The sequence below is a fragment of the Streptomyces sp. MGP-P1 genome, from assembly GCF_057766565.1.
Genome location: NZ_JBYMEM010000006.1, coordinates 920,849 through 946,414 on the forward strand (window position 1 = coordinate 920,849; position 25,566 = coordinate 946,414).

Annotated in this window: 24 protein-coding genes; 18 read left to right on the forward strand and 6 right to left on the reverse strand. The window is 72.2% G+C overall.

Translation table 11 applies throughout. The annotated features are described in order from the left end of the window. Position 1: 1 nt before the first annotated feature. From AC3CH1_RS19850 to AC3CH1_RS19865, 4 genes are all read left to right on the forward strand, one after another. Entirely contained in the window at positions 2-994 is a 993-nt protein-coding gene (locus AC3CH1_RS19850; RefSeq protein WP_050362362.1) for an ABC transporter ATP-binding protein, read from the forward strand. Beyond that, positions 991-2,208, forward strand: a complete 1,218-nt coding sequence (locus AC3CH1_RS19855) for an ABC transporter ATP-binding protein (protein ID WP_488464147.1) — start codon at positions 991-993, stop codon at positions 2,206-2,208. Before AC3CH1_RS19850 ends, AC3CH1_RS19855 begins: the two co-directional genes overlap by 4 nt. A gap of 29 nt (positions 2,209-2,237) precedes the next feature. After that, the gene (locus AC3CH1_RS19860; protein WP_488464148.1) at positions 2,238-2,909 is read left to right on the forward strand and encodes a trimeric intracellular cation channel family protein; all 672 of its coding nucleotides are present in this window, start codon (positions 2,238-2,240) and stop codon (positions 2,907-2,909) included. Positions 2,910-3,008: 99 nt separating this feature from the next. Next, positions 3,009-3,878 carry a thioesterase family protein gene (locus tag AC3CH1_RS19865; protein WP_488464149.1) on the forward strand — a complete coding sequence of 290 codons (870 nt, stop codon included), beginning with the start codon at positions 3,009-3,011 and terminating at the stop codon, positions 3,876-3,878. Between the two features lie 7 nt (positions 3,879-3,885). Here the strand turns inward: AC3CH1_RS19865 and AC3CH1_RS19870 are convergent, their stop codons facing one another. From AC3CH1_RS19870 to AC3CH1_RS19880, 3 genes are read right to left on the reverse strand one after another with little or no spacing between them, the layout of a single operon-like run. Next, positions 3,886-4,707 (reverse strand): MerR family transcriptional regulator, encoded by an 822-nt coding sequence (locus tag AC3CH1_RS19870; RefSeq protein WP_488464150.1) that lies wholly within the window; start codon positions 4,705-4,707, stop codon positions 3,886-3,888. A 52-nt stretch (positions 4,708-4,759) separates the two neighbouring features. Beyond that, positions 4,760-5,644, reverse strand: a complete 885-nt coding sequence (locus AC3CH1_RS19875; protein WP_488464151.1) for a DUF2268 domain-containing putative Zn-dependent protease — start codon at positions 5,642-5,644, stop codon at positions 4,760-4,762. A 35-nt stretch (positions 5,645-5,679) separates the two neighbouring features. Further along, positions 5,680-6,333: a TetR family transcriptional regulator gene (locus tag AC3CH1_RS19880; protein WP_488464152.1), complete on the reverse strand. Its 654-nt coding sequence runs from the start codon at positions 6,331-6,333 to the stop codon at positions 5,680-5,682. A gap of 138 nt (positions 6,334-6,471) precedes the next feature. On the opposite strand from AC3CH1_RS19880, the gene AC3CH1_RS19885 reads away from it, so the two are divergent. The 3 genes from AC3CH1_RS19885 to AC3CH1_RS19895 all read left to right on the forward strand — a co-directional run bounded on the left by AC3CH1_RS19885 (position 6,472) and on the right by AC3CH1_RS19895 (position 8,468). Then, positions 6,472-6,627, forward strand: coding sequence for a hypothetical protein (locus AC3CH1_RS19885; RefSeq protein ID WP_488464153.1), 156 nt, complete (start codon positions 6,472-6,474; stop codon positions 6,625-6,627). Positions 6,628-6,718: 91 nt separating this feature from the next. Further along, positions 6,719-7,111, forward strand: a complete 393-nt coding sequence (locus AC3CH1_RS19890; protein WP_488464154.1) for a hypothetical protein — start codon at positions 6,719-6,721, stop codon at positions 7,109-7,111. 187 nt (positions 7,112-7,298) lie between these two features. Next, positions 7,299-8,468 (forward strand): cysteine desulfurase family protein, encoded by a 1,170-nt coding sequence (locus tag AC3CH1_RS19895; RefSeq protein WP_488464155.1) that lies wholly within the window; start codon positions 7,299-7,301, stop codon positions 8,466-8,468. A 40-nt stretch (positions 8,469-8,508) separates the two neighbouring features. Here the strand turns inward: AC3CH1_RS19895 and AC3CH1_RS19900 are convergent, their stop codons facing one another. Continuing rightward, a complete protein-coding gene (locus AC3CH1_RS19900) occupies positions 8,509-9,258 on the reverse strand; it encodes an N-acetylmuramoyl-L-alanine amidase (RefSeq protein ID WP_488464156.1) in 750 nt (249 codons plus the stop codon). Positions 9,259-9,319: 61 nt separating this feature from the next. Here AC3CH1_RS19900 and mnmA point away from each other — a divergent pair, with 61 nt between their 5' ends. Next, positions 9,320-10,456: a tRNA 2-thiouridine(34) synthase MnmA gene (gene mnmA / locus AC3CH1_RS19905; RefSeq protein ID WP_488464157.1), complete on the forward strand. Its 1,137-nt coding sequence runs from the start codon at positions 9,320-9,322 to the stop codon at positions 10,454-10,456. A gap of 238 nt (positions 10,457-10,694) precedes the next feature. Here mnmA and AC3CH1_RS19910 read toward each other — a convergent pair whose 3' ends face one another. Together AC3CH1_RS19910 and AC3CH1_RS19915 are read right to left on the reverse strand one after the other, a co-directional pair. Next, a complete protein-coding gene (locus tag AC3CH1_RS19910; RefSeq protein WP_488464158.1) occupies positions 10,695-11,498 on the reverse strand; it encodes an alpha/beta fold hydrolase in 804 nt (267 codons plus the stop codon). A gap of 74 nt (positions 11,499-11,572) precedes the next feature. Beyond that, the gene (locus AC3CH1_RS19915) at positions 11,573-11,908 is read right to left on the reverse strand and encodes a DUF427 domain-containing protein (RefSeq protein WP_488464159.1); all 336 of its coding nucleotides are present in this window, start codon (positions 11,906-11,908) and stop codon (positions 11,573-11,575) included. Between the two features lie 103 nt (positions 11,909-12,011). Between AC3CH1_RS19915 and AC3CH1_RS19920 the strand changes: the two genes are divergently transcribed. The 10 genes from AC3CH1_RS19920 to AC3CH1_RS19965 all read left to right on the forward strand — a co-directional run bounded on the left by AC3CH1_RS19920 (position 12,012) and on the right by AC3CH1_RS19965 (position 25,499). Further along, positions 12,012-12,551, forward strand: coding sequence for an LOG family protein (locus tag AC3CH1_RS19920; protein WP_488464160.1), 540 nt, complete (start codon positions 12,012-12,014; stop codon positions 12,549-12,551). A 69-nt stretch (positions 12,552-12,620) separates the two neighbouring features. Next, positions 12,621-13,310: an SDR family oxidoreductase gene (locus tag AC3CH1_RS19925; protein ID WP_361870616.1), complete on the forward strand. Its 690-nt coding sequence runs from the start codon at positions 12,621-12,623 to the stop codon at positions 13,308-13,310. An 83-nt stretch (positions 13,311-13,393) separates the two neighbouring features. Continuing rightward, positions 13,394-14,422, forward strand: coding sequence for a methionine synthase (locus AC3CH1_RS19930; protein ID WP_488464161.1), 1,029 nt, complete (start codon positions 13,394-13,396; stop codon positions 14,420-14,422). 32 nt (positions 14,423-14,454) lie between these two features. Beyond that, positions 14,455-16,686 (forward strand): NAD-dependent DNA ligase LigA, encoded by a 2,232-nt coding sequence (ligA, locus tag AC3CH1_RS19935; protein ID WP_488464162.1) that lies wholly within the window; start codon positions 14,455-14,457, stop codon positions 16,684-16,686. 349 nt (positions 16,687-17,035) lie between these two features. Continuing rightward, positions 17,036-19,246, forward strand: a complete 2,211-nt coding sequence (locus AC3CH1_RS19940; RefSeq protein ID WP_488464163.1) for a putative bifunctional diguanylate cyclase/phosphodiesterase — start codon at positions 17,036-17,038, stop codon at positions 19,244-19,246. Between the two features lie 346 nt (positions 19,247-19,592). Further along, on the forward strand, positions 19,593-19,889 hold the full coding sequence (gene gatC / locus AC3CH1_RS19945; RefSeq protein ID WP_003966094.1) for an Asp-tRNA(Asn)/Glu-tRNA(Gln) amidotransferase subunit GatC: 297 nt from the start codon (positions 19,593-19,595) through the stop codon (positions 19,887-19,889). A gap of 5 nt (positions 19,890-19,894) precedes the next feature. Continuing rightward, complete coding sequence (gene gatA, locus AC3CH1_RS19950) at positions 19,895-21,397, forward strand: Asp-tRNA(Asn)/Glu-tRNA(Gln) amidotransferase subunit GatA (protein WP_488464164.1); 1,503 nt, start codon at positions 19,895-19,897, stop codon at positions 21,395-21,397. 5 nt (positions 21,398-21,402) lie between these two features. Continuing rightward, positions 21,403-21,636, forward strand: a complete 234-nt coding sequence (locus tag AC3CH1_RS19955) for a hypothetical protein (protein WP_030589646.1) — start codon at positions 21,403-21,405, stop codon at positions 21,634-21,636. A gap of 17 nt (positions 21,637-21,653) precedes the next feature. Beyond that, the gene (gene gatB / locus AC3CH1_RS19960; RefSeq protein ID WP_488464165.1) at positions 21,654-23,162 is read left to right on the forward strand and encodes an Asp-tRNA(Asn)/Glu-tRNA(Gln) amidotransferase subunit GatB; all 1,509 of its coding nucleotides are present in this window, start codon (positions 21,654-21,656) and stop codon (positions 23,160-23,162) included. 228 nt (positions 23,163-23,390) lie between these two features. Further along, the gene (locus AC3CH1_RS19965) at positions 23,391-25,499 is read left to right on the forward strand and encodes a phosphocholine-specific phospholipase C (RefSeq protein ID WP_488464166.1); all 2,109 of its coding nucleotides are present in this window, start codon (positions 23,391-23,393) and stop codon (positions 25,497-25,499) included. Positions 25,500-25,566 lie beyond the last annotated feature (67 nt).

Consider the following 25,566-nt stretch of genomic DNA (forward strand, 5'->3'; position numbering starts at 1 on the left):
CATGTCACTGCTCTCCGTTGAGGAACTCAGCGTCACCTTCACCGCCCGCGGCCGCAAGGACGCCACGGCCGTGGACGGTGTCTCCTTCGAGGTCGACCAGGGCCAGGTCGTGGGCCTGGTCGGCGAGTCGGGCTGCGGCAAGTCCGTCACCTCGCTCGCCCTGATGGGGCTGCTGCCCCGCAAGGGCGTGCGCGTCGGCGGCCGTGCCGAGTTCGACGGCCAGAACCTGCTGACCATGAACGAGCGCAAGCTCCGCGACCTGCGCGGCAGCCAGCTGGCGATGATCTTCCAGGATCCGCTCTCCTCGCTGAACCCGGTCGTCCCCATCGGGATCCAGGTCACCGAGATCCTCCAGCGCCACCGCGGGCTGAAGGGCGAGAAGGCGCGCAAGGAAGCCGCGTCCCTGCTCGACCGGGTCGGCATCCCCGACCCGGACCGGCGGCTCAAGGAGTACCCGCACCAGCTCTCCGGCGGTATGCGCCAGCGGGCGCTGATCGCCATGGCGGTCGCCTGCGCGCCCCGTCTGCTGATCGCCGACGAGCCGACGACGGCACTCGACGTGACCATCCAGGCGCAGATCCTGGAGCTCCTGAAGGAGCTGGTCGACCAGGAGGGCACCGCCCTCCTGATGATCACGCACGACCTCGGCGTCGTCGCCGGCCTCTGCGACGAGGTCAACGTCCTGTACGCGGGACGGGCGGTGGAATCGGCGGGCCGCCGCGAGCTGTTCGCCCACCCCACCCACCCGTACGCGCACGGGCTGCTCGGCTCCATCCCGCGGCTGGACGCGCCGCGCGGCGAGCCGTTGCACCCGATCCGCGGGTCCATCAACGACAAGATCGCCTGGGCCGACGGCTGCGCGTTCGCACCCCGGTGCGACCACTACACGATGGAGTGCCTCACCGGCACTCCCGAACTGACCGAACCACGCACGGCCGGACACCAGGTGCGCTGCGTCAACCCGGTCCTGCCCAAGGCGGAGGTCCCGGCATGAGCCTTCTCGAACTGGACGGCGTGAAAGTCCACTTCCCGGTCAAGAAGGGCCTCCTCTTCGACCGTACGGTGGGCCACGTCTACGCGGTCGACGGCGTCTCGCTGAGCGTCGAGGCCGGTCAGACGTACGGGCTGGTCGGCGAGTCGGGCTGCGGCAAGACGACGCTCGGCCGTGCGGTCCTGCGGCTGAACGACATCACCGAGGGCGCGGTCGTCTTCGACGGCACCGACCTGGCGAAGCTGCCCTCCGAGGAGATGCGGGCCTTCCGCCGCCGCCTCCAGATGGTCTTCCAGGACCCGCTGGGAAGCCTCAACCCCCGGCAGAACATCGAGTCCATCCTCGCCGAGGGCATGGCCGCCCACGGCATCGGGAAGGACGCGGCGGAGCGCCGGAAGAAGATCGAGTCCATCCTCGCCAAGGTCGGCCTGCCGTCCAACGCGATGTCCCGCTACCCGCACGAGTTCTCCGGCGGCCAGCGCCAGCGCATCGGCATCGCCCGCGCGCTGGTGCTGGAGCCGGACGTGATCATCTGCGACGAGCCGGTGTCCGCGCTGGACGTCTCGGTCCAGGCGCAGGTGATCAACCTGCTGGAGGAGCTCCAGCAGTCCCTCGGCCTGACCTACCTGGTCATCGCGCACGACCTCGCCGTGGTCCGGCACATCTCGGACGTCATCGGGGTGATGTACCTCGGCGGGCTCGTCGAGGAGGCCCCGAGCGACGCGCTGTACGCGGGGCCCCGGCACCCGTACACCAAGGCGCTGATGTCGGCGGTCCCGGTGCCCGACCCCGAGGTCGAGGACCGTCGCGAGCGGATCCTCCTCCACGGCGACCTGCCCTCCCCGGCGAACCCGCCGACCGGCTGCCGGTTCCACACCCGCTGCCCGTGGGTGCAGGAGACCAAGTGCGCCACGGAGCGCCCGCCGCTGCTGGACACCGGCGACGGGCACAAGGTGGCCTGCCACTTCACGGCCGAGATCGAGGCCGGGACGGTGAAGCAGACCCTGGCCACCGGCATCGAGGCGGTCACCGGCACGGAGACGGTGGCGGCCGAGGCGGTGGAGACCGCGGAGGGCGAGGCCGGGAACGAGGCCCCCGTGAAGGAGCCCGTGACCGTACCGGCCCAGGCCGACGCGGATCCCACGGAGAAGGCCGCGGGCGCCACCGAGAAGGCCGCGGACGCCACGGAACGTACGGAGGGCGGCCCGAAGGCCTAGGGAGCGTCCGACACCGGCACAATTGCCCGGTGCTCACCGAACTGTTCACGCCCTCCGTCCAGCATGCGCTCGACCTCGTCGGGATCTTCGTCTTCGCGATCTCGGGCGCCCTGCTCGCCGTCCGCAAGAACTTCGACGTCTTCGGCATCGCGGTTCTCGCCGAGGTGACAGCGCTGGGCGGAGGGCTGTTCCGTGACGTGATGATCGGCGCGATCCCACCCGCCGCCTTCACCGACCTCGGCTACTTCACCACCCCGCTGTTCGCCGCCGTCCTGGTCTTCTTCCTCCACCCGCACGTGGAGCGCATCCAGGTCGGCGTCAACGTCTTCGACGCGGCGGGGCTCGGCCTGTTCTGCGTGACCGGCACGGTGAAGGCGTACGAGTACGGCCTCGGGCTCACCGCCTCGGCGGCGCTGGGCCTGGCCACCGCGGTCGGCGGCGGTGTGCTGCGCGACGTGCTGGCCAACGAGGTGCCGTCCCTGCTGCGCTGGGACCGCGACCTGTACGCGGTGCCCGCGATCGTCGGCGCGACCATGGTCGTCCTGTGCATTCAATTCGACACCCTCAACGCCCTGACCAGCGGGATGGCGGTGATCGCCGCGTTCGCCCTGCGGCTGCTGGCGCTGCGCTTCCACTGGCGGGCGCCCCGCGCGTACAACCGCTCCTCCGCACGCGCCGAGGAGGGATCGGCGGCCACCTAGAGACCTTCGCGCGGTGATCCGGCGGCGGTGATCCGGCGGCGGTGATTCGAGCCGCAAAAAGCTACCGCTCAGTAGTGAGGTCCATGTACCGTGCATGCCATGGCACAGGCAGCGACTGAGGCGGCGCAGACCACACGGGCAACCATCGGCGACAGCGAGTTCGACCGGGACACCGCGGTCACCCCGCGCGAGGACGGGGTCTACGACGCCGAGCTCTCCGCGGGCTGGACCATCATCCACGCCGTCAACGGCGGCTATCTGCTGGCCCTGCTCGGCCGGGCCCTGGGCGAGGCGCTGCCGCACTCCGACCCGTTCTCCGTCTCGGCGCACTACCTCACCGCCTCCGCTCCCGGCCCGGCCGTGATCCGCACCCAGGTCGTCCGCACCGGCCGCACCCTCTCCACGGGCCAGGCCTCCCTCTTCCAGTACGCCGAGGACGGCAGCGAGGTCGAGCGCATCCGGGTCCTGGCCACCTACGGCGACCTGGACGCGCTCCCCGACGACGTCCGCACGACGGCCCTGCCGCCGGCCATGCCCGACCGGGACCACTGCCTCGGCCCGAGCGACGGCGCGCCCAGGATTCCCGGCAGCTCCGCCATCACCGACCGCCTGGACATCAAGCTCGACCCGGCGACCGTCGGCTGGGCCGTCGGAGCCCCGTCCGGCAAGGGCGAGATGCGCGGCTGGTTCGGCCTGGCCGACGGCCGCGACCCGGATCCGCTGTCGCTGCTGCTGACCGTGGACGCCCTGCCGCCGACCTCGTTCGAGCTGGGCCTGGCCGGCTGGACGCCCACCGTCGAGTTGACCGCCCACATCCGCTGCCGCCCCGCCCCGGGCCCGCTGCGCGTCTCCATCACCACCCGCAACCTCGCGGGCGGCTTCCTGGAGGAGGACGCGGAGGTCTGGGACAGCGCCGACCGCCTCGTCGCCCAGTCCCGCCAGCTGGCCAAGGCCCCGCGCACGGCCTGAGGACCCTTCACTCCCAGACCGCGGACTCCGGATCGACGTCGTGGGCTCCGGCGTTCGCGGCGATCACCTCGCACAGCCAGCCGCCGAGCCCCGGAGCGATCGCGTCGTAGTGCGCGACGTAGCCGGGGTCGGTGGCATACGTCCGGCCGATGCAGACCTGCATGGCGTACGTGCAGTCGAAGTACGTCGAGATCTGCGCGCGGTGCCGCTCCGCGAGGGCGTGCGCGTCCTGTGACCCGGGAGCGACGCCCGTACGGTACGCGGTGGCGAGGTCGGCGTTCAGGGCCTCGACGGACGCCGCCACGCCCCTCCAGTCCTCGCGGCTCATCCGGGCCGCCCGCTCCGCGTACTGCGCCCACTGCTCCGTGCCGCCCCAGCGCTCCTCGGCCTCCTCGGTCCGGGCGGGCTCCCAGTCCGCCCCGAAGATCTCCACCTGTTCCTCGGGCGTCAGCCGGATCCCCGGCTTCGACTCCAGCAACATGCGGTCCACCGCGCCCACCATCCGCTCCAGCCGGGAGATCCGCTCCGCGAGCTGCCCCCGCTGCCGCCGCAGATGCTCGCGCGCGTCGACCTCCGGGTCGTCCAGGAGGCGCCCGATCGCGGCGAGAGGGATGCCGATCTCCCGGTAGACGAGGACCCGGTGGAGCCGGGCGACGTCATCGTCCCCGTACACCCGGTACCCGGCCCCCGTACGCCCGCCCGGCCGCACCAAACCGATCGCGTCCCAATGGTGCAGCGTCTTCACACTGACCCCGACGAGCCCGGCCGTCCGGCCGACGGTCAGGCCGTCGGCGGGCGGTTCCTCGGGGCCCCGGTCCTCGCTCCTCATCGGTCCAGTCTCCCGGAACCCGGAATCCGAGGCGGAGGTCCACGGTTCCGGGTCACGCGGTGGTCGGCACGCCCGCGTGTCCGAGAACCTCGCGCGCGGGCAGGGCGACGCTCGCGGCGGCGGTCAGCCCGGAGGCCGCGAAGTGGGCGTCGGCGAAGCGCAGCCCGGCCGCGTAGCCGGCGAAGTCCGGCAGCCCGACCGGCTCCTGCCCCAGGAGGAGGGCGGTGCGGTCGCCGAACACGTACGGGGACAGATTCCGCATGCCCGCGACGTCGATCCCGGCCGCCACCTTGGCGCAGGCGTCGTCCAGCTCCGCGCCGGACAACGAGGTCGCCCAGGGGCCCATGGCATCCTCGCCCGCCAGCTCCCGTACGAAGGCCTCGGCCAGCCCCTCGGCCACGACCTGCTCGCCGACGGTGACCGCCATCGGGTCCCAGTCCACGTTGGCGTAGCGGACGTTGTGGTGCAGCTCGTGGGCGGCGGCGTGCTCGATCTTGGCGAGCCCGGTCGCGGTGGGCCACATCATCAGCAGGATCGCGCCCGGAATGCCGCCGAGACCGAAGTAGCCCTGGTTGAGGCGCATCATCGGGTCGTCCGGGTCGCCGAGCACCAGAACCACGTGCACGGTGCCGGCGGTCCGCGCACCGGGCGCCGCCGCGCCCAGCCGTTCCCGCGCGGCGGTGAGGGAATCCTCGATCCGCTGCCACACCCGGGCCTCCCGCATCCGCTCCAGGGCCTCCAGGTGGCGGGAGTCGTCCCGGTCGAGACGGAACCCGCTGCCCGCGCGGTGCCTCTCGACGAGGTCTCCGACCCCCACCCGGTCCATCACCTCCTGCAACGGGGCGAGCATCTCGCGCAGGGCGTCCGGCCGTTGGGCCACGGGGCGGCGCAGGAGGTCGAGGTGGGCGGAGGCGGTGTCATGAACGACGATCTTCATACCCGGGGACCGTAGGGCCTCCTGTTACGAGAGGGTCAAGCTGTTGCGGGAGGGTCGAGCGGCTGTCTCCGGTCCAGCCAGTGCTCGCGGCCGATCGAGACCAGCCGCAGCCGACGCCGGGCCACCCGGACGACCTCCCGCTCACCCGCCGGGCCCGCCTCCAGCAGGGCCGACGCGGTGATCACCATGTGGTCCACATAGAGGCCGCCCAGCATCAGCAGGTCCTCCGTGTCCCACCCGGCCGACCCCGGCTCCTCGCGCAGCGCGAGCGCCACCTCCTCCGCGAACCGCAGCAGTTGGGCGGCGATGGCCACGCGCACCGGTCCCACGCCGCCGTGCTGCTCGCGGGCGATGAACCGGAAGTGCGCCGGCTGCGCGCCGACATGACGTGTTATCACCTCCACGCTGCGGTCCAGCCGTTCCTCGCTGTCACCCGTCTCCGCGAGCACCGCGCCGATCAGCCCGTGCAGGCTGCCCAGGGTCTCCTCGACCAGGGCGACGCCGAGCGCGGCGGTGTCCTCGAAGTGCCGGTAGAAGGCCGTCGGGGTGACCCCGGCGGCCCGGGTGACCTCCCGCAGTCCCAGGCTGCTCAGGCTCTGGTGCTCCAGCAGGACGAGCGCCGCGTCCAGGAGGGACTGGCGCGTCCTGAGCTTCTGGGCCTGGCGGACTCCGGCGGGGGTGTGACTCATGCCATTCAGTAAACAACCGTTCTCCGGGGCGAGGAAGGGGCGAGGTGTTTAGACTGATGAGTCAGTGAACACTCGTACTCCGAATGGTTTCCCGGCAACTGCCGAACGGTATTCGTCGTCGCACAGAGAGGTTCCGCCGTGCTCTTCCTCGTCGTCGCGCTGCTTCTGCTGGGCATCGTCCTCGGGGCGGTCGCCCATATCCCACTGCCACTTACCCTGGCCGCCGCGACCGTGATCGGCTGCTGGCTGCTGATCTTCGCCGTACGCGAGCGCGCGTCGCGCCGCACCCGCTGACCCGACCGCCGTACCCAGAACCCGCACCCGCGCCCGCACCCGCACTCGCCGAGCCTGCCGTGTCCCGGACCGATCCGAAGGAGCTCGCACCATGACCCCCACCGACGTCGCCCGCCGCGCGGCCGATGCCGATTCCCGGGCCGATACCGGCGCCACGACCGATACCGGTGCCGAGTTCGGCGTCGCTTCCGATCCCGCTCCCACCCCCGTCGCGGGTACGGGCGTCGCCGTCGCCCCCCGGACCATGGGCCGGGAGGCGGACGGTCTGGCCGTCGCCTCGTTCGTCCTCGGCCTCGTCGGGCTGCTGGTCTTCAACGTCCTGCTCGGGCCCACCGCGATCGTGATGGCCTTGCTGGCGCTGGCCCGCCGCACCCGCCGCCCGGGACGCGCCCGCCTGGGACTCGCCCTGGGCATCGCCGATCTCGCCGTGCTCGCCGTCCTGGTCACCGTCAACGGCACGCTCTCCTGGAGTCTCGGCGGCTGACGCACGACCCCGACGCGGCCCCGTGAGCCGCCCTCCCCGTACCGGACCGGGCTCCGGGCGGGGCTTCCGACCGGCCCCCGGGCCGGTCCACCGCCCCCAGGGCCGGCCGTCCGCGGGCGTGCGCGGGGGCCTGTCCGTGACGCGCCCGGCATGCGCCCCACCCCGGGCTCGTAGAATCGGCTCCACCATGGCTTACCTCGACCACGCAGCGACCACCCCGATGCTTCCCGAAGCGATCGAGGCGATGACCGCCCAGCTCTCCGCCACCGGCAACGCGTCCTCACTGCACGCCGCCGGACGCCGGGCCCGCCGTACCGTCGAGGAGTCCAGAGAGGCCCTCGCGGACGCCCTCGGGGCACGCCCCAGCGAGGTGGTCCTCACCTCCGGGGGGACGGAGGCCGACAACCTCGCGGTGAAGGGCCTCTACTGGTCCCGGCGCGCCGCCGACCCCCGCCGCACCCGGGTCCTCGCCGGCCCCGTCGAACACCACGCCGTCCTGGACGCCGTCGACTGGCTCGCGCGGCACGAGGGCGCGACCGTCGACTACCTCCCGGTCGACCGCCACGGCCGGGTCCACCCCGAAGACCTGCGCGAGGCGATCCTCCGCGACCCCGACGACGTCGCGATGATCACCGTGATGTGGGCCAACAACGAGATCGGCACCATCATGCCGATCCGGGAACTGGCCGCGGTGGCGGACGAGTTCTCCATCCCCATGCATGCCGACGCGGTCCAGGCCTTCGGCCAGCTGGAGGTCGACTTCGCCCGCTCCGGACTGGCCGCGATGACGGTCAGCGGGCACAAGATCGGCGGCCCGTTCGGCATCGGCGCACTGCTGCTGGGCCGCGACCACACCCCCGTACCCGTCCTGCACGGCGGCGGCCAGGAGCGGCACGTGCGCTCCGGCACCCTGGACGTGCCCGCCGTCGCCTCCTTCGCGGTCGCCGGACGGCTGGCGGCCGAGCGGCGCGAGCAGTTCGCCCGCCGCGTGGGCTCCCTGCGCGACGACCTCGTGGCCGCCGTGCGCCGGGCCGTGCCGGACGCCGTGCTCGGCGGCGACCCGGATCCGGCCGGACGCCTCCCGGCCAACGCCCACTTCAGCTTCCCGGGCTGCGAGGGCGACTCCCTCCTCCTGCTGCTGGACGCCCAGGGCATCGAATGCTCCACCGGCTCCGCCTGCACCGCCGGGATCGCCCAGCCCAGCCACGTCCTGCTCGCCACCGGCACCGATCCGGAGCTGGCCCGGGGCACCCTGCGCTTCTCGCTCGGCCACACCTCGACCGAGGACGACGTGAAGGCGCTGGCCGAGGCGATCGGCCCGGCGGTGGAGCGGGCGAGGACGGCCGGGCTCAGCTGAGGGAGGGCTCAGACGGACGCCCGGGAGCCGTCAGGCGCCGCTAGGCCTTCGCCGACGGCGTGGGGGAGGGGCTGGGCGGCGCCGTCGCGGCCCGGCGCACCAGCTCCAGATACCGGTCCCAGTCCCAGTGCGGGCCCGGGTCCGTGTGGTCGGTGCCCGGCACCTCCACGTGCCCGATGATGTGCTCCCGGTCGACGGGTATGTCGTGCCGCGCGCAGATCGACGCCGTGAGCCGCGCCGAGGACTCGTACATCGCCTTCGTGAGGTCCTTCGGCCGGTCCACGAACCCCTCGTGCTCGATGCCGACGCCCCGCTCGTTGTACGCGCGGTTGCCCGCCTGGTACGCCACGTCGAGCTCGCGGATCATCTGCACCACCCGCCCGTCCTGCCCCACGATGTAGTGCGTCGCGGCCTGGTGGGCGGGGTCCTGGAACACCCGCACCGCACTGGCGAAGCTGCCCTGGGTGACGTGGATGATCACGCGGTCGATCGTGAAGTCGTCCGGTCGGTCCGCGCGCCGCCAGTTCGCCTCGGAGGCGGCGACCCAGGTCGCCCCCGCGTAGTCCAGCTCGCCCGGCTTCCGGGGCTTCCCGACCCCGGGCACCTGCCACCACAGGCGCTTGACCTCGTCGCGCGCGAGCACGGCGGCCGTGCCGGCGGCCGCCACCGCACCGCCGCCGATCAGCAGCGCGCGCCGGCTGACGCCGTTCGCCGGCTTCCTCCGCGAAGACGAGCGCGAAGACTTTCCCGAAGGCTTTCGCGCACCCCGGGTGCTTCCGTTGTTCCCCATGTGAGCGTCAACGCATATCCGCGAGCGTTCGGTTCCCGGCGACCCGTACCCTGGAGGAGCTATGACTCAGACTTCCCAGCGCCCCCTGCGTGTCCTCGCCGCCATGTCGGGCGGCGTGGACTCCGCCGTCGCCGCGGCCCGCGCCGTCGAGGCGGGCCACGACGTGACCGGTGTCCACCTCGCCCTGTCCGCGAATCCCCAGTCCTTCCGGACCGGGGCGCGCGGGTGTTGCACCATCGAGGACTCCCGGGACGCCCGCCGCGCGGCCGACGTCATCGGTATCCCGTTCTACGTCTGGGACCTGGCGGAACGCTTCCGCGAGGACGTCGTCGAGGACTTCGTCGCGGAGTACGAGGCCGGGCGCACCCCCAACCCCTGCCTGCGCTGCAACGAGAAGATCAAGTTCGCCGCGCTGCTCGACAAGGCCCTCGCCCTCGGCTTCGACGCCGTGTGCACCGGCCACTACGCCACCGTCGTACTCACCGAGGACGGCGGCCGCGAGCTGCACCGCGCCTCCGACATGGCCAAGGACCAGAGCTATGTGCTCGGCGTCCTGGACGAGAAGCAGCTCGCCCACGCCATGTTCCCTCTCGGCGACACCCTCACCACCAAGGACGAGATCCGCGCCGAGGCCGAGCGCCGGGGCCTGGCCGTCGCCAAGAAGCCCGACAGCCACGACATCTGCTTCATCGCCGACGGCGACACCCAGGGCTTCCTGGCGGACCGCCTCGGCGGCCCGGCCGAGGGCGACATCCTGGATGAGTCCGGCACGAAGCTGGGCACCCACGAGGGCGCTTTCGGCTTCACCATCGGCCAGCGCAAGGGCCTGAAGATCGGCCACCCGGCCCCCGACGGCAAGCCGCGCTACGTCCTCGACATCTCCCCGGTGAACAACACCGTCACCGTCGGACCCGTCGAGGCCCTCGACGTGACCTCGCTGACCGCCATCAAGCCCCGCTGGTGCGGAACGCCCCCGTCCGGCCCCGGCACGTACACCGCCCAGCTCCGCGCCCACGGCGGCGAGACCGAGGTCACGGCCGAGCTGGTCGGCGGCTCCGAGCTGAACGTCACCTTCACCGAGCCGGTCCGGGGCGTGGCCCCCGGCCAGGCGGTCGTCCTGTACGACGGCACGCGCGTGGTCGGCTCGGCCACCATCGCCACGACGTCCCGTCGCGAGCGGGTGGCGACGGGCGGCTGAGGCCGGGGCCCTTAGGCCCTGTCGTCGAACTCCCGTCTGCCCCGCGGCGCCATGCACGCACTCTCGCCGCACCGGGCCCACGCCCGAGTACGTCCAGTACGAGGACGTGAGCCCGGCACGCCGAGAGCACGCACCTGACCCCCCAGGGCCGCCCTCCGGGCGACGACGGGAGTTCGACGACAGGGCCTGGGCCGGACCGGCGGAGGGCAGCCCCGCGGCGGCCGGAGCGCGAGACGGCTCACGACGCCTGCCGGTACGCGTACACGTCCCTGGCGAAGAACTCCGCCAGCACCGGCGCGAGCACCTGGGGCGCCACCTCGCGCATCTGGCCCGTCAGCGTGCGGTGCCGGCCGCGCGGCAGGGCGTCGGCCAGGGTCCGGGTCGCCGCGCGCGCCGGGGGGCTGCTGAAGCCGCCGCAGATCACCAGCGTCCGGGCGGCGACGGCCGCGAACCTCTCGGCCGGGACCGCCCCGTCGCCCAGCAAGGCGTCGTCGTACGCCAGTGTGTGGGCCATCGCCTCCAGCTCCGCCCACATCGGGGTGCGCCGCATCCGGGCGGCCGTCTCCTCCGCGACACCCGTCGTCGACAGGAACAGCTCCACCGCCCCGCCCCGGTCCCCGGCCGCCAGCAGCCGGTGCAGCCGGGTCGTGCAGCGGGCCTTGAACGACAGCCCCGACGCGCCCGGCGTATAGGGCGGCTCGTACACGGCGAGCAGCTCCACCGGCAGGCCGGCGGCGACCGCCTCCAGGGCCAGCGCCCCGCCCGATGACATCCCGAAGACCGACGCGCCCGCCCCGGCGACCCCCATGACGGCGGCCAGATCCTCGACCTCCCGCGCCACGGTGCAGCGCCCGGCGTCACCGCTGGCGCCCCGGCCCCGGCGGTCGTAGGTGAGCACCGTGAAGCGCGGAGCGAGCAGGGCGGCCAGCGGGGCGTCGGCCGCCGAGGCGCTCAACGCCCCGCCGACCAGCACCAGCGGCGGGCCGTCGCCCTGGCGTCGGTAGGCGATCGGAGTGCCGTCGGCGGAGAGAATCCTGTCCATGGGAGTGCAGACCGGGGCGGCCGGGGAAACTCATCGTTCCGGCGGAGAAAACTTCACGGAGCCCGTAGTGAGGGTCAGTCGGCTACCGTCTCCGTGGCGTAGAAGCAGAAGTGGTCCTTGACGGCGGCGACTTCGGGCTTCGGGTCCGGGTAGGCCCAGACGAGATCGTCGGCCCCGGGGCGGGACCAGTAGGAGGCGTCCCCCTTGAACGGGCAGTGGGTGGAGGTGTCCGACGGGGAGAGCAGGTCGGTGCGGACGTCCTCGGGCGGCAGGTAGTAGCGGACCGGGCAGCCGGTCTCGCGGAGCACGAGCGGGCGGCGGCTCTCGGCCAGCACCTGTCCGTCGTGCACCGCCCGGACGTGCTCGGTGCCCTGCTCGACGGTGATGCGGTGTCCTCGTGTGGCAGTCATGCCTGTTGCAGCGGTGTACGGCCCCGTGTTCTTCCCCGTACGCCGAACCTTCCCCGCATCGGGTGGCCGAGGAGGTGTCCGAGGCAGGTCGTACGGTTGCCCCATGAACATCTGCGTCTTCCTCTCCGCCGCCGACCTCGACGACCGCTACACCGTGCCCGCCCGGGAGTTCGCCGAGCTGCTCGGCAGGGGCGGGCACACCCTCGTCTGGGGCGGATCGGAGAGCGGGCTGATGAAGGTCGTCGCGGACGGCGTGCAGGCGGCGGGCGGGCGGCTCGTGGGCGTGTCGGTCGACTTCCTCGCCGCGAAGGCCCGCACGAACGCCGACGAGATGGTGATCGCCCGTGACCTCGCGGAGCGCAAGGCGCTCCTCCTGGCGAAGGCCGACGCCGTCGTGATCATGGTCGGTGGGACCGGGACGCTCGACGAGGCCACCGAGATCCTGGAGCTGAAGAAGCACGGCAAGCACACCAAGCCGGTCGTCCTGCTGAACACGGCGGGCTTCTACGACGGACTGCGCCAGCAGTTCCAGCGCATGGAGGACGAGGGCTTCCTGCCCATGCCCCTGACCGACCTGGTCTTCTTCGCCAAGGACGGCGTCGGCGCGCTCGCCTACCTGGAGGAGTCCGCAGGCCATCAGTGAGGACTCCGCAGGTCACCAGTGAGGAGTGTGCCGGTCACCAGTAGGGAGGAGCGGTCCTAGGATCGGCCCATGTCTACCCACCTCATCACCGGCGCCGGTTCCGGCATCGGGGCCGCTGTCGCCCGCCGTCTCCAGGAGCGCGGCGACGACGTCGTCCTGCTCGCCCGCGACGCCGGCCGCGCCAAGGAGTTCGCCGACCGCTACCCGGGCGCGCGCACCCTCGTCGGCGACCTCGGCAACCCCGACCGGCTGTCCTGGGCGTTCGGCCAGCAGCCCATGCCCGAGCGGATCGACACCCTGCTGCACATCGCGGGCGTCGTCGAGCTCGGCGAAGTCGGCGAGCTCACCCCCAAGGCCTGGCACTTCCAGCTCAACGCCAACCTCATCGCCCCCGCCGAGATCACCCGCCTCCTGCTCCCGCAGCTCCGCGTCTCCCAGGGCCAGGTCCTGTTCGTGAACTCCGGGGCGGGGCTCGCCGCCCACGCCGGGTGGAGCGCGTACGCCGCGAGCAAGCACGGCCTCAAGGCGCTCGCCGACTCCCTGCGCCACGAGGAGCACGGCAACGGGGTGCGCGTCACCACCGTCTACCCGGGCCGCACCGCCAGCCCCATGCAGGTCAAGGTGCACCAGCAGGAGGGCAAGGAGTACGACGCGGCCCGCTGGATCGACCCCGAGTCGGTGGCCACCACGATCCTGATGGCGATCGACCTGCCGCGCGACGCCGAGGTCAACGACCTCACCGTCCGCCCCGGCCGCTGACGTCCCGGGGGACCGCTGACGTCCTGGAGAGCCGCCGACGTCCCGGGGAGCAGGTCTCCCGCCCGGGACCGTAGGCTTCCCGCGTGAGCGAGAAAAGCGAGTTCAGCGGGTGCCCGGCGACCGGCATCGGGTCGATGCCCGGGGGAGACGCGAGGGAGGCGGCGAAGACCGTCACCGGTTCCTTCGCCGACGGGCAGGGCATGCCGTACCTGGCGGAACTGCCCGCGCGCGGGCCGGGCGCCGACATGATCGGCCGGACCATCGGCATGCTCGTCGAGATGTACGGACACGTCGAGCCGAGCGGCTGGCGGATCAGCGACCGGCCCGGCCGCGACACCCGCCGCGCCCGCTCCTGGCTGGGGGAGGACCTCGACGCCCTGGAGGAGTTCACCCAGGGGTACGAGGGCCTGCTCAAGGTCCAGGCCGTCGGCCCCTGGACCCTGGCCGGAGCACTGGAGCTGCGCGGCGGCGAAGCCATGCTGGCCGACCCCGGCGCCTGCCGTGACCTGGCCGGGTCGCTGGCCGAGGGGCTCCGCGCCCACCTCGCGGAGGTCCGCCGCCGCATGCCCGGGGCGCAGGTCGTCCTCCAACTCGACGAACCCTCCCTGACCGCCGTCCTGCTGGGCCGGGTCCGCTCCGCCAGCGGCTACCGCACCTACCGCGCCGTCGACCGCCAGGTCGTCGAGGCGACCCTGCGCGACGTCCTCGCCGCGGCGGGCGAGGACGGCACGACGCTCGTCCACTCCTGCGCCCCCGAGGTGCCGTTCGCACTGCTGCGCCGGGCCGGGGCCGACGGCATCTCCTTCGACTTCTCCTTGCTCACCGAGCGTGAGGAGGAGGCGATCGGGGAAGCCGTCGAGGGCGGCACCCAGCTCTTCCTCGGCGTGGTGCCCTCCACGGACGCGGCTTCGGAGGGATTGTCAGACCCGGGCGGTAGCGTCATGGGGGTCAGGACGCTGTGGAGCAGGCTGGGGCTGAATCCGGGGACTCTCGCCGAGTCCGTCGTGATCACCCCGACGTGCGGTCTCGCGGGTGCGTCGCCCGCGTACGCCCGCACCGCGCTCGCCCACAGCGCCCGGGCGGCGAGGTCGCTCGCGGACAACCCTGAGTGACGGGGACGACGGGTAAACAGGAGGACGGGACGATGGCGGGCGAAGAGCGGGTGGAGCAGGAGAGCTCGGTTCCGGCGGACGTGCGGGAGGAGCACGCGCTGCTGGCCGAGCAGATCGAGGAGCACCGCTTCCGCTACTACGTGAAGGACCAGCCGGTCGTCAGCGACGGCGAGTTCGACCGGCAGCTGCGCTCCCTGGAGGCCCTGGAGGAGGAGCACCCGTCGCTGCGCACCCCGGACTCCCCGACCCAGAAGGTCGCCGGGCCCTACCGCACGGAGTTCACCTCCGTGGCCCACCGCGAACGCATGCTCTCCCTGGACAACGCCTTCGACGACGAGGAGCTGGCCGCCTGGGCGGACCGGGTCGCCAAGGACGTCGGCACCCCCGACCACCACTTCTTGTGCGAGCTCAAGGTCGACGGCCTCGCCGTCAACCTCACCTACGAGCAGGGCCGCCTGACCCGGGCGGCGACCCGCGGCGACGGCCGCACCGGCGAGGACATCACCCCCAACGTCCGGACGATCGCCGAGATTCCGCACCGCCTCCAGGGCGAGAACATCCCCGCGCTCGTCGAGATCCGCGGCGAGGTCTTCTTCCCCATGGAGGACTTCGAGGAGCTGAACGCCCGGCTGGTCGCCGCCGACGACAAGCCCTTCGCCAACCCGCGCAACGCGGCGGCCGGATCGCTGCGCCAGAAGGACCCCAAGGTCACCGCCGGCCGCCCGCTGCACATGGTGGTGCACGGCATCGGCGCCCACGAGGGCCTGAGCATCGACCGCCTCTCCGCCGCCTATGAGCTGCTCCACGCCTGGGGCCTGCCCACCGCCCAGCACAACAAGGTCGTCGACTCCCTCGCCGGCGTACGGGAGTTCATCGCGTACTACGGCGAGCACCGGCACTCCGTGGAGCACGAGATCGACGGCGTCGTCGTCAAGCTCGATGAGATCCCGCTCCAGGGACGCCTGGGCTCCACCTCGCGCGCCCCGCGCTGGGCCATCGCCTGGAAGTACGCCCCCGAAGAGGTCAACACCAAGCTGGTCAACATCCGCGTCGGCGTCGGACGCACCGGCCGCGTCACCCCGTACGCCCAGGTCGAGCCGGTCGAAGTGGCCGGTTCCGAAGTCGAGTTCGCCACCCTGCACAACCAGAACGTGGTGAAGGCCAAGGGCGTCCTCATCGGCGACACCGTGGTCATCCGCAAGGCGGGCGAGGTCATCCCCGAGATCCTCGGCCCCGTCGTGGACCTGCGCGACGGCACCGAGAAAGCCTTCGAGATGCCGACCCACTGCCCCGAGTGCGGGACGGAGCTGCGCCCGATGAAGGAGGCCGACATCGACCTCCGTTGCCCCAACGCCCGCACCTGCCCGGCCCAGTTGCGCGAACGCGTCTTCTACCTCGCCGGACGCAAGAGCCTGGACATCGACCACTTCGGCTATGTGGCCGCCGCCGCCCTGACCCGTCCCCTGGAGCCCGCCGAGCCCGTCCTGCGCGACGAGAGCGATCTGTTCTCCCTCACCGTCGACCAACTGCTGCCGATCCGGGCGTACGTCCTGGACCAGGACAGCGGGCTGCCCAAGCGCGACCCGAAGACCGGCGAGGAGAAGATCGCGACGGTCTTCGCCAACCAGCAGGGCGAGCCGAAGAAGAACGCGGTGGCCATGCTGGAAGGCATCGCCGCCGCCAAGGAAGCCCCGCTCGCCCGGGTCCTCACCGGGCTCTCCATCCGGCATGTGGGCCCGGTCGCCGCCCAGGAGCTGGCCCGTCAGTTCCGCTCCATCGACCGGATCGACGAGGCGAGCGAGGAGGAGCTGGCCGCCGCCGACGGCGTCGGGCCGACCATCGCCGCCTCGGTCAAGCAGTGGTTCGCCGAGGACTGGCACCGCGAGATCGTGCGCAAGTGGCGCGAGGCCGGGGTGCGCATGGCGGACGAGGACTCCGGGACGGACGAGGGCCCCCGCCCCCTCGAAGGACTCACCGTCGTCGTCACCGGCACCCTCGCGGGCCACACCCGCGACGGTGCCAAGGAGGCGCTCCAGACGCTGGGCGCGAAGGTCGCCGGATCGGTGTCGAAGAAGACCGCGTTCGTGGTCGTCGGCGACAACCCCGGCTCCAAGTACGACAAGGCGATGCAGTTGAAGGTGCCCGTGCTGGACGAGGACGGATTCGCGATCCTGCTCGAACAGGGACCCGAACGTGCGAAGGAGGCGGCCCTGCCCGCCCCCGAAGCCGCGCCCGGCACCGACCCGGAGGACAGCGGGGAGTAACCACCCGCCGGACCCGTGTTCGCCCACCGTTCTCCGGATCGAGACGCCTTCGAGACGCTGCCCCGGCGTGGCGCGGCCCGTACGGGGAAGGAATCGGGGCAGAGGGGTGAAGACCGGGCCGCCCTTCCCCGAACGGCCCTGCCGCGCCACCCGTTCGGGTCAATAGCAGATGGTGACGGGTGGTCGGTTCGCATTCGGGCAAGAGCTGTAGAGCGCTGCCCCTGGGAGCCTTTCGCGGCCTACTGTTGAGAGGTGCGCCCGCCGTGCACGGCTGCTCGACGGGGCCGTGGTGCCACGGGAGCGGGCGCCGCCGAGGGACATCGGCACCGCCGGCTGTGAGAGGGACGGAATGAAACCGACCGAGAGCGCCGCCCCGGTGTCGCGGCTGCAAGGTTTCGTCGGCCTCACGCCCCCCGTGGGCGCCGCGGTCGTGGGGACCGCCGCGGTGCTGCTGGCGGTCGGGTCCTACCGGACCGTCCAACAGGGGCACGCGCTCTTCCCGGACGGTGCGGTGGGCTGGTCCCTCGCCGTGCTCACCGGGATCATCGTCGGCCATCTGGTGGCGCTCGGCCGCGACCGGTGGTGGGGCGGCACCGGTTCGGGGGCCGCCCTCACCCTCGCCGTGCTGCTGCTGTTCGGATGGCTCCCGGCCGTGCTGGTCAGCCTCGCCGTCGTGGTGCTCGTCGGGACCGCCCGCAGACACCGCTGGTGGCAGGGGCTCCTGCACGGCGGGGTGGACATGCTGGGCATCGGCGCGGCGGCCCTCGTGCTGGCCGCCTTCGGCGAGGTCCCCACCGTCGAGGAACCCTGGCGGCCACTCGACTGGGGCATCGCGGCCGTCCCGGAACTGCTCCTGACGGCATCGACGTATCTGCTCGTCACCCGGGTCCTGCTGTGGTACGCCCAGGCCCCGCACAACGGCGGGCTGCCCACCATCGCCCGTACCGCGATGCTGCGGCAGGGACTCGTCGCCGTCGCACTCCTCGGGCTCGCCCCGCTGATCTGCGCCGTCGCGATGTCCATGCCCGTCCTGCTGCCGCTCTTCGCAGTGCCGCTGATCGCCCTCGACTCCACGCTCTGGATCGCCCGCGCCCGCGCCGAGGAGCAGCTGCGCGACCCGCTGACCGGGCTGCCCAACCGTCAGTGGCTGCTGGAGCGGACCTGGTCGGCGCTGGAGGACGCGGAGTCCATCGGCACCCGCTCCGCCCTCGTCCTCATCGACCTGGACCGCTTCCGCGCGGTCAACGACACCCTGGGCCACCTGGCCGGCGACCGGCTCCTGCTGCAGATAGCGGAGCGCCTGCGGCTCGCCCTGCCGCGCGGCGCGGAGGCCGCCCGGCTCGGCGGCGACGAGTTCGCCGTGCTGCTGCCGCACACCGACTCGACCACCAGCGCCCAGCAGGTCGCCCGCCGTCTGGTCGCCGAGCTGTCCTCCCCGCTCGACCTCGACGGACTGACCCTCGTCCTGGAGGCCAGCGCCGGGGTCGCCGTCTACCCCGACCACGCCCTGGACGCCGAAGGCCTGCTGCGGCGGGCGGACGTCGCGATGTACCAGGCCAAGCGGGACCGCACGGCCGTGGAGGTCTACGAGTCCAAGCGGGACAGCAACACCCCCGACCGGCTCGGGCTCCTCGGCGATCTGCGCCGGGCGCTGGACGCGAGCGAGGTCGAGCTGCACTACCAGCCCAAGGTCCGCTTCGACGGGCAGGTCGCCGGCCTGGAGGCGCTGGTGCGCTGGGTTCACCCGGAGCGCGGCCGGGTCCCTCCGGACGAGTTCATCGCGATCGCCGAGTCCTCCGGTCTGATGCCGCACCTCACGGAGTACGTCCTGGAGACGGCGCTCGCCCAGGTCGCCCGCTGGCGGGCGGAGGGCCTGTTCGTGCCCGTCGCGGTCAACGTCTCCCCGCGCGACGTCCACACCCCCGGCTTCGCGGGGAGCGTGGCGGCCCGGCTCGCCCGTCACGGTGTGCCCGCGGGAGCGCTCCAACTGGAGATCACCGAGCATGTGCTGCTGGAGGACCCGCAGCGCGCCGCCGACACCCTGGCCGGGCTCACCGCGCACGGCGTCAAGATGTCCCTCGACGACTTCGGCACCGGCTACTCCTCCCTGGTCCACCTGCGCAGACTGCCGGTCAGCGAGCTGAAGATCGACCGGTCCTTCGTGGCCCGGCTGGCGGTCGACCACGAGGACGCGGAGATCGTCCGCTGCACCATCGACCTGGCCCACTCGCTCGGCCTGGTCGTCGTCGCGGAGGGCGTCGAGGACGACGAGACGTGGGAGCGGTTGCGGGACCTGAGGTGCGACGCGGTGCAGGGCTGGCTGGTGGCGGCCGCGATGCCGCCGCAGGAGACGACGGCCTGGCTGCGGGCGCGCGGCGAGCACGGCTGGCGCAGGCCCGCCGAGCTCAAGGCCCAGGCCGCGGCGGCCGCCGCCACCGGGTCGGCCACCGGCTCGATGAACGCGTCGCTGAAAGGCGCGGTGAACGGTGCGGTGAAGGGCGTGGTGAACGGTGCGATGAAGGGTGCGGTGAGCGGGACGGCGGAGACCGAGAGCTCCTGAGGGCCGCCCCTTTCGAACACCTTCCTCCCAGCCCCGGGCCCCGGCCCGGGGCTCACCCCTTCACGGGCCCGCCGCCCGGAGAAGCATGGCCCGATCGGGGCGGGGCACCCGCCGCGAGGAGACCCCATAGGATTGGGGGCCGGTGGCACATTTCCACCTGCCGCGCGACGCCTTGCACGCACGCTCGCCGCGTTGCCGAAACGCCCACGTGGCCCCGCCACGAGGGCGCTCCGGCGCCTTGCGATCGCACGAGCCGGACGCCGCGCGGCCCGTCCTTCGGACGGACGACGCGAATGTGCCACCGACCCCCAGCCCAAACCACACACCAACCCCTGAGGATCGCTGCATGCCTGGCATCACGCGCGAGGAGGTCGCCCACCTCGCCCGGCTGGCGCGTCTGGAGCTGAAGGGCGAAGAGCTCGATCACTTCGCCGGTCAGCTCGACGACATCATCGGCGCGGTCGCCCGCGTCTCCGAGGTCGCCGACCAAGACGTACCGCCGACCTCCCACCCGCTGCCGCTGACCAACGTCATGCGCGCGGACGAGGTCCGTCCGTCGCTCACCCCCGCGCAGGCGCTCTCCGGCGCCCCGGCCCAGGAGCAGCAGCGTTTCAAGGTGCCGCAGATCCTGGGGGAGGACTAATCACCATGACGGACATCAGCACCATCATCAAGCTCACCGCGGCCGAGATCGCCGGGAAGATCGCCTCTGGCGAGCTGACCGCCGTCGAGGTCACCGAGGCCCACCTGGCCCGGATCGACGCGGTCGACGAGAAGGTCCACGCCTTCCTGCACATCGACCGCGAGGGCGCCCTCGCCCAGGCCCGTTCCGTGGACGCCAAGCGGGAGGCGGGCGAGAAGCTCGGCCCGCTCGCCGGCGTCCCGCTCGCGCTGAAGGACATCTTCACCACCAAGGACATGCCGACCACCGTCGGTTCCAAGATCCTCGAGGGCTGGGTCCCGCCGTACGACGCCACGCTCACGCAGAAGCTGCGCGCCGCCGACGTCGTCATCCTCGGCAAGACCAACATGGACGAGTTCGCCATGGGGTCCTCCACCGAGAACAGCGCCTACGGCCCCACCGGCAACCCCTGGGACCTCACCCGCATCCCCGGCGGCTCCGGCGGCGGCTCCTCCGCCGCGCTGGCCTCCTACGAGGCCCCGCTCGCCATCGGCACGGACACCGGCGGCTCGATCCGCCAGCCCGCCGCCGTCACCGGCACGGTCGGCGTGAAGCCCACCTACGGCGGCGTCTCCCGCTACGGCATGGTCGCCTTCTCGTCCTCCCTCGACCAGGGCGGGCCCTGCGCCCGTACGGTCCTGGACGCGGCGCTGCTCCACGAGGCCATCGCCGGGCACGACCCGCTGGACTCGACCTCCATCGACGCACCGGTCCCGCCGGTCGTCGAGGCCGCCCGCAACGGCTCCGTACAGGGCATGCGCGTCGGCGTCGTCAAGCAGTTCCGCGGCGAGGGCTACCAGGCCGGTGTCCTCCAGCGGTTCGACGAGTCGGTCGAGCTGCTGAAGTCGCTGGGTGCGGACATCGTCGAGCTGGACTGCCCCTCCTTCGACCTGGCGCTCTCCGCGTACTACCTGATCGCCCCGTCCGAGTGCTCCTCCAACCTGGCCCGCTTCGACGCCATGCGCTACGGCCTGCGGGTCGGCGACGACGGCACGAAGTCGGCCGAGGACGTCACCGCCCTCACCCGTGAGGCGGGCTTCGGCGACGAGGTCAAGCGCCGCATCATCCTGGGGACGTACGCGCTCAGCTCCGGCTACTACGACGCGTACTACGGCTCGGCCCAGAAGGTCCGCACCCTCATCACCCAGGACTTCGAGAAGGCCTTCGAGCAGGTCGACGTGATCGTCTCCCCGACGACCCCGACCACCGCGTTCCCGATCGGCGAGCGCGCCGACGACCCGATGGCCATGTACCTCGCGGACCTGTGCACCATCCCGACCAACCTGGCCGGCAACTCCGCCATGTCGCTGCCCTGCGGCCTGGCCCCGGAGGACGGTCTGCCGGTCGGACTGCAGATCATCGCCCCCGCCATGAAGGACGACCGGCTCTACAAGGTCGGAGCCGCCGTCGAGGCCGCCTTCGTGGAAAGGTGGGGGCACCCGCTGCTTGAGGAGGCTCCGTCGCTGTGAGTGCCATGGCAAAGAAGGCCAGTAACTTCAAGAAGTCCAAGACCGGGCTGTACATCTCGCTCGGCAGTACCGCGTTCGGCGCGATCACCGTCGCCAAACAGGCGAGGCTCGCGCGCGAGGACAACGACGTGCTGCGGCTCGTCGACGCGGCGGTCTCCGCGGCCGCCATCGTCACCGGACTCGCGATCCTCTATCGCGAACTGAAGCGTCTCGGCGACGACGACGTTCTGCTGGGCTGAGAGGGATAAGTTTCACCGTGACTGTCATTGACCTGGTGTCGTACGAGGACGCGCTCGCGTCCTACGACCCCGTCATGGGCCTCGAAGTCCATGTCGAGCTTGGCACCAAGACGAAGATGTTCTGCGGCTGCTCGACGGAGCTGAAGCAGGACGCCAACTCCCAGACCTGCCCGGTCTGCCTCGGACTGCCCGGCGCGCTGCCGGTCGTCAACGAGATCGGCGTGGAGTCGGCCATCAAGATCGGTCTCGCGCTCAACTGCGAGATCGCCGAGTGGTGCCGCTTCGCCCGGAAGAACTACTTCTATCCGGACATGCCGAAGAACTTCCAGACCTCGCAGTACGACGAACCGATCGCCTTCGACGGCTATCTGGACGTCCAGCTGGAGGACGGCGAGATCTTCCGGGTGCAGATCGAGCGCGCCCACATGGAGGAGGACACCGGCAAGTCGACGCACGTCGGCGGCGCCACCGGCCGTATCCACGGCGCGTCCCACTCCCTGCTCGACTACAACCGGGCCGGTATTCCGCTCATCGAGATCGTCACCAAGCCGATCGAGGGGGCAGGCGCCCGCGCCCCCGAGGTCGCCAAGGCGTACGTCGCCGAGCTCCGCGAGCTGATCAAGGCCCTCGGGGTCTCCGACGCCCGCATGGAGATGGGCCAGATGCGCTGCGACGTCAACCTGTCGCTGCGCCCGCACGGCCGTGAGGCGTTCGGTACCCGCTCCGAGACGAAGAACGTGAACTCGCTGCGTTCCGTCGAGCGGGCCGCGCGCTTCGAGATCCAGCGACACGCCGCCGTGCTGTCCTCGGGCGGCACCATCGTGCAGGAGACCCGGCACTTCCACGAGGAGGACGGCTCCACCACGGCCGGCCGCATCAAGGACAACGCCGAGGACTACCGCTACTTCCCCGAGCCCGACCTGGTGCCCGTCGCGCCCGCGCGCGACTGGGTGGAGGAGCTGCGCAAGGGCCTCCCCGAGCTTCCCCGGCTGCGCCGGGCGCGGCTCAAGGAGGAGTGGGGCGTCAACGAGCACGACATGCAGTCCATCCTCAACGCGGGCGCGGTCGACCTGATCGTCGCCACGACCGAGGCGGGCGCACCCTCGGACCAGGCCCGCAAGTGGTGGATGGGCGAGCTGGCCCGTAACGCGAACGAGACCGGCCGCGGTCTGGACGAGCTGCCGATCACCCCGGCGCAGGTCGCCCGGGTGGCCGCGCTCGTCGCCGCGGGCGACCTCAACGACAAGCTGGCCCGCCAGGTCATCGAGGGCGTCCTCGCGGGCGAGGGCGACCCGGACACCGTCGTCGAGAAGCGCGGCCTGAAGGTCGTCTCCGACGAGGGCGCGCTGTCCACGGCCGTGGACGAGGCCATCGCGGGCAACGCGGCCATCGCGGACAAGATCCGCGGCGGCAAGGTCGCGGCGGCGGGCGCGCTCGTCGGCGCGGTCATGAAGGCCACCCGCGGCCAGGCGGACGCGGCCCGCGTGCGCGAGCTGATCCTGGAGAAGCTCGGCGTCGAGGGCTGATCGCGGAATCGTCCCCGAAGGGGTGGTGCGCCCGTACGTACATGAGTACGTACGGGCGCACCGCCCCTTCATCCGTCCTCCACCGAGCCCCGAGGGCACTCCTGAACAGCGGATGGGACTTCTCGTCCGACCTCTTGGACGTTCACCACCGGTCCGTGCGCAGTCCTTCCCCACGCCACCTGGGCTGACTAGCTTCCCGGCTGTAACCACCGGAACCAGGAGGCTCTTTTGACCACGGACATGTCACGGCGACGGCTCTTCGCGCTGGGTGGCGGCGCGCTCGGCGCCGCTGCGGCCGGATCGTTCCTGCCGCCTTCGCTCCAGGCAGCCATCGCCGCGCAGCCCGCCCACGCGGGGTCCGGCGGGGGAGGCCTCGGCTCCATCAAGCACGTGGTGATCCTGATGCAGGAGAACCGTTCCTTCGACCACTACTTCGGCACCCTGCGCGGCGTACGCGGCTTCGGCGACCGCAACGCCATCGAGGTGCCCACCGGCACAACGGTGTTCGAACAGCCCGCCGCGGCCGGCTCCACCGTGCTGCCCTTCCCGGTGCGCGGGGCGGCCGAGGCGCAGAAGAAGGACCTCCAGTACATCGGCGCCCTCGACCACTCCTGGAACGGTGGCGCGAAGGCCTGGGGCGGCGGCTGGATGAACGGCTGGATCAGCGCGAAGACCGCGGCGACGATGGCGTACTACGACCGTCGCGACATCCCGCTCCACTACGAGCTGGCCGACACGTTCACCGTCTGCGACGCCTACCACTCCTCGATCCACACCTCCACCAGCCCCAACCGCAACCACCTGTGGAGCGGGAAGACCGGCTTCGAGCCGAACGGGAAGCGGGCCGTCGGCAACGACGCGTACGACGAGGGGACCCACCCCGGCTACGACTGGTCCACCTACGCCGAGCGGCTGGAGAAGGCCGGGCGCAGCTGGCGCACGTACACCGAGTGGGAGAACTTCACCGACAACCAGATCGAGTTCTACGCCACCTTCAAGGCGATCGCCCGCAAGGCGCTGGCCAGGACCGGCGGCCACACCTACATGGAAGCCTTCTACGCGAAGGTCCGGGGTGCGTCCGAGACCGAGCGCACCCGGCTCCTCGGGCTGCTGGAGGAGGGCGTCGCCACCCTCGACCGGCGCGAGCGCAGCCTGTTCGAGCGGGGGCTGCGCCGGGTTCCGACCGGGACGCTGGCGGACGAGTTCGCCAAGGACGTGGCGGCCGGGACGCTCCCCGAGGTCTCCTACCTGGTCCCCTCCGCGATCGACTCCGAGCACCCGAGCGTCTCCTCGCCGGTGCACAGCGCCACCGTCGTCTACAAGATCCTCGACGCGCTCGGCAAACACCCCGACGTGTGGCGGCACACCGCCGTGCTGATCAACTACGACGAGAACGACGGATTCTTCGACCACGTCCCGCCGCCCGTCGCACCCCCCGAGGTCGCCGACGAACAGTGGGAGGGCCGGCCCACCGGTCTCGGGATCCGGGTGCCGCTGCTGGTCGTCTCGCCGTGGACCGTCGGCGGGTACGTCTGCTCCGAGGTCTTCGACCACACCTCCGTCATCCGTTTCCTGGAGCGCTGGACCGGCGTGAGGGAACCCAACATCGGCGACTGGCGCCGGCGGGTCACCGGCGACCTGACGTCCGCCTTCGACTTCACCCGGGCCCGCCGGCAGCCCGCCGTCGAGCGGCCGGCGGCTGTTCCGCCGCTCAGCGGGCGCTGGCAGCCGAAGCCGCCGGCCGTCCAGCACCTCCCCGAGCAGGAGCCCGGCGCACGCCCGGCGCGCCCGCTGCCGTACCAGCCGGACGCCCGGGCGAGGCGGTCGGGCGGCACCCTGCGCGTGGAGCTCGCCAACGCCGGCCGGTCCTCGGCGCACTTCGCGCTGTACCCGTACGCCGGTGAGTTCCCGGCCCCGCAGCACAAGGACGTCCTCGACACCGCGCACTGGACCGTCCCGCTGACCGGGGAGGCGTACCGCTTCACGGTCACCGGGCCGAACGGCTTCCGGCGCGAGTTCGCCGGACCGGCCGACGGGGGAGCGGAGGTCGCCTCCCGCATCGACCACCGCGACCGCGACCTGCACCTCACCCTGCGCAACACCGGCCGCCGGACCCTGACCTTCCTGGTGCGGCCGCTCGGCTACGTCGACGAGGACGACGTACGGGACTGGACCCGCCGCGTCACGGTCAAGCCGGGCCGCAGCCGGGCGCTCGTGCACTCGGCGGCCGACGCCCACGGCTGGTACGACCTCGCCGTGACCGTCGACGGGGAGGAAGGCTTCCGGCGGCGGCTCATGGGCCATATCGAGAACGGCCGCGCCAGCGTCTCCGGCTGACCCGGCCGGAGACGGGGCCCAGGGCCTGGTCCGTCGCGTGCGAGGAACAGATCAAGCCCTGTGACCA

Excerpts from the sequence above, each read along its gene's own strand:
- AC3CH1_RS19850 (WP_050362362.1), top strand. The coding sequence starts at position 2 with ATGTCACTGCTCTCCGTTGAGGAACTCAGCGTCACCTTCACCGCCCGC.
- AC3CH1_RS19855 (WP_488464147.1), top strand. The coding sequence starts at position 991 with ATGAGCCTTCTCGAACTGGACGGCGTGAAAGTCCACTTCCCGGTCAAG.
- AC3CH1_RS19865 (WP_488464149.1), top strand. The coding sequence starts at position 3,009 with ATGGCACAGGCAGCGACTGAGGCGGCGCAGACCACACGGGCAACCATC.
- AC3CH1_RS19870 (WP_488464150.1), bottom strand. The coding sequence starts at position 4,707 with ATGAGGAGCGAGGACCGGGGCCCCGAGGAACCGCCCGCCGACGGCCTG.
- AC3CH1_RS19875 (WP_488464151.1), bottom strand. The coding sequence starts at position 5,644 with ATGAAGATCGTCGTTCATGACACCGCCTCCGCCCACCTCGACCTCCTG.
- AC3CH1_RS19880 (WP_488464152.1), bottom strand. The coding sequence starts at position 6,333 with ATGAGTCACACCCCCGCCGGAGTCCGCCAGGCCCAGAAGCTCAGGACG.
- AC3CH1_RS19890 (WP_488464154.1), top strand. The coding sequence starts at position 6,719 with ATGACCCCCACCGACGTCGCCCGCCGCGCGGCCGATGCCGATTCCCGG.
- AC3CH1_RS19895 (WP_488464155.1), top strand. The coding sequence starts at position 7,299 with ATGGCTTACCTCGACCACGCAGCGACCACCCCGATGCTTCCCGAAGCG.
- AC3CH1_RS19900 (WP_488464156.1), bottom strand. The coding sequence starts at position 9,258 with ATGGGGAACAACGGAAGCACCCGGGGTGCGCGAAAGCCTTCGGGAAAG.
- mnmA (WP_488464157.1), top strand. The coding sequence starts at position 9,320 with ATGACTCAGACTTCCCAGCGCCCCCTGCGTGTCCTCGCCGCCATGTCG.
- AC3CH1_RS19910 (WP_488464158.1), bottom strand. The coding sequence starts at position 11,498 with ATGGACAGGATTCTCTCCGCCGACGGCACTCCGATCGCCTACCGACGC.
- AC3CH1_RS19915 (WP_488464159.1), bottom strand. The coding sequence starts at position 11,908 with ATGACTGCCACACGAGGACACCGCATCACCGTCGAGCAGGGCACCGAG.
- AC3CH1_RS19920 (WP_488464160.1), top strand. The coding sequence starts at position 12,012 with ATGAACATCTGCGTCTTCCTCTCCGCCGCCGACCTCGACGACCGCTAC.
- AC3CH1_RS19925 (WP_361870616.1), top strand. The coding sequence starts at position 12,621 with ATGTCTACCCACCTCATCACCGGCGCCGGTTCCGGCATCGGGGCCGCT.
- ligA (WP_488464162.1), top strand. The coding sequence starts at position 14,455 with ATGGCGGGCGAAGAGCGGGTGGAGCAGGAGAGCTCGGTTCCGGCGGAC.
- AC3CH1_RS19940 (WP_488464163.1), top strand. The coding sequence starts at position 17,036 with ATGAAACCGACCGAGAGCGCCGCCCCGGTGTCGCGGCTGCAAGGTTTC.
- gatC (WP_003966094.1), top strand. The coding sequence starts at position 19,593 with ATGCCTGGCATCACGCGCGAGGAGGTCGCCCACCTCGCCCGGCTGGCG.
- gatA (WP_488464164.1), top strand. The coding sequence starts at position 19,895 with ATGACGGACATCAGCACCATCATCAAGCTCACCGCGGCCGAGATCGCC.
- AC3CH1_RS19955 (WP_030589646.1), top strand. The coding sequence starts at position 21,403 with ATGGCAAAGAAGGCCAGTAACTTCAAGAAGTCCAAGACCGGGCTGTAC.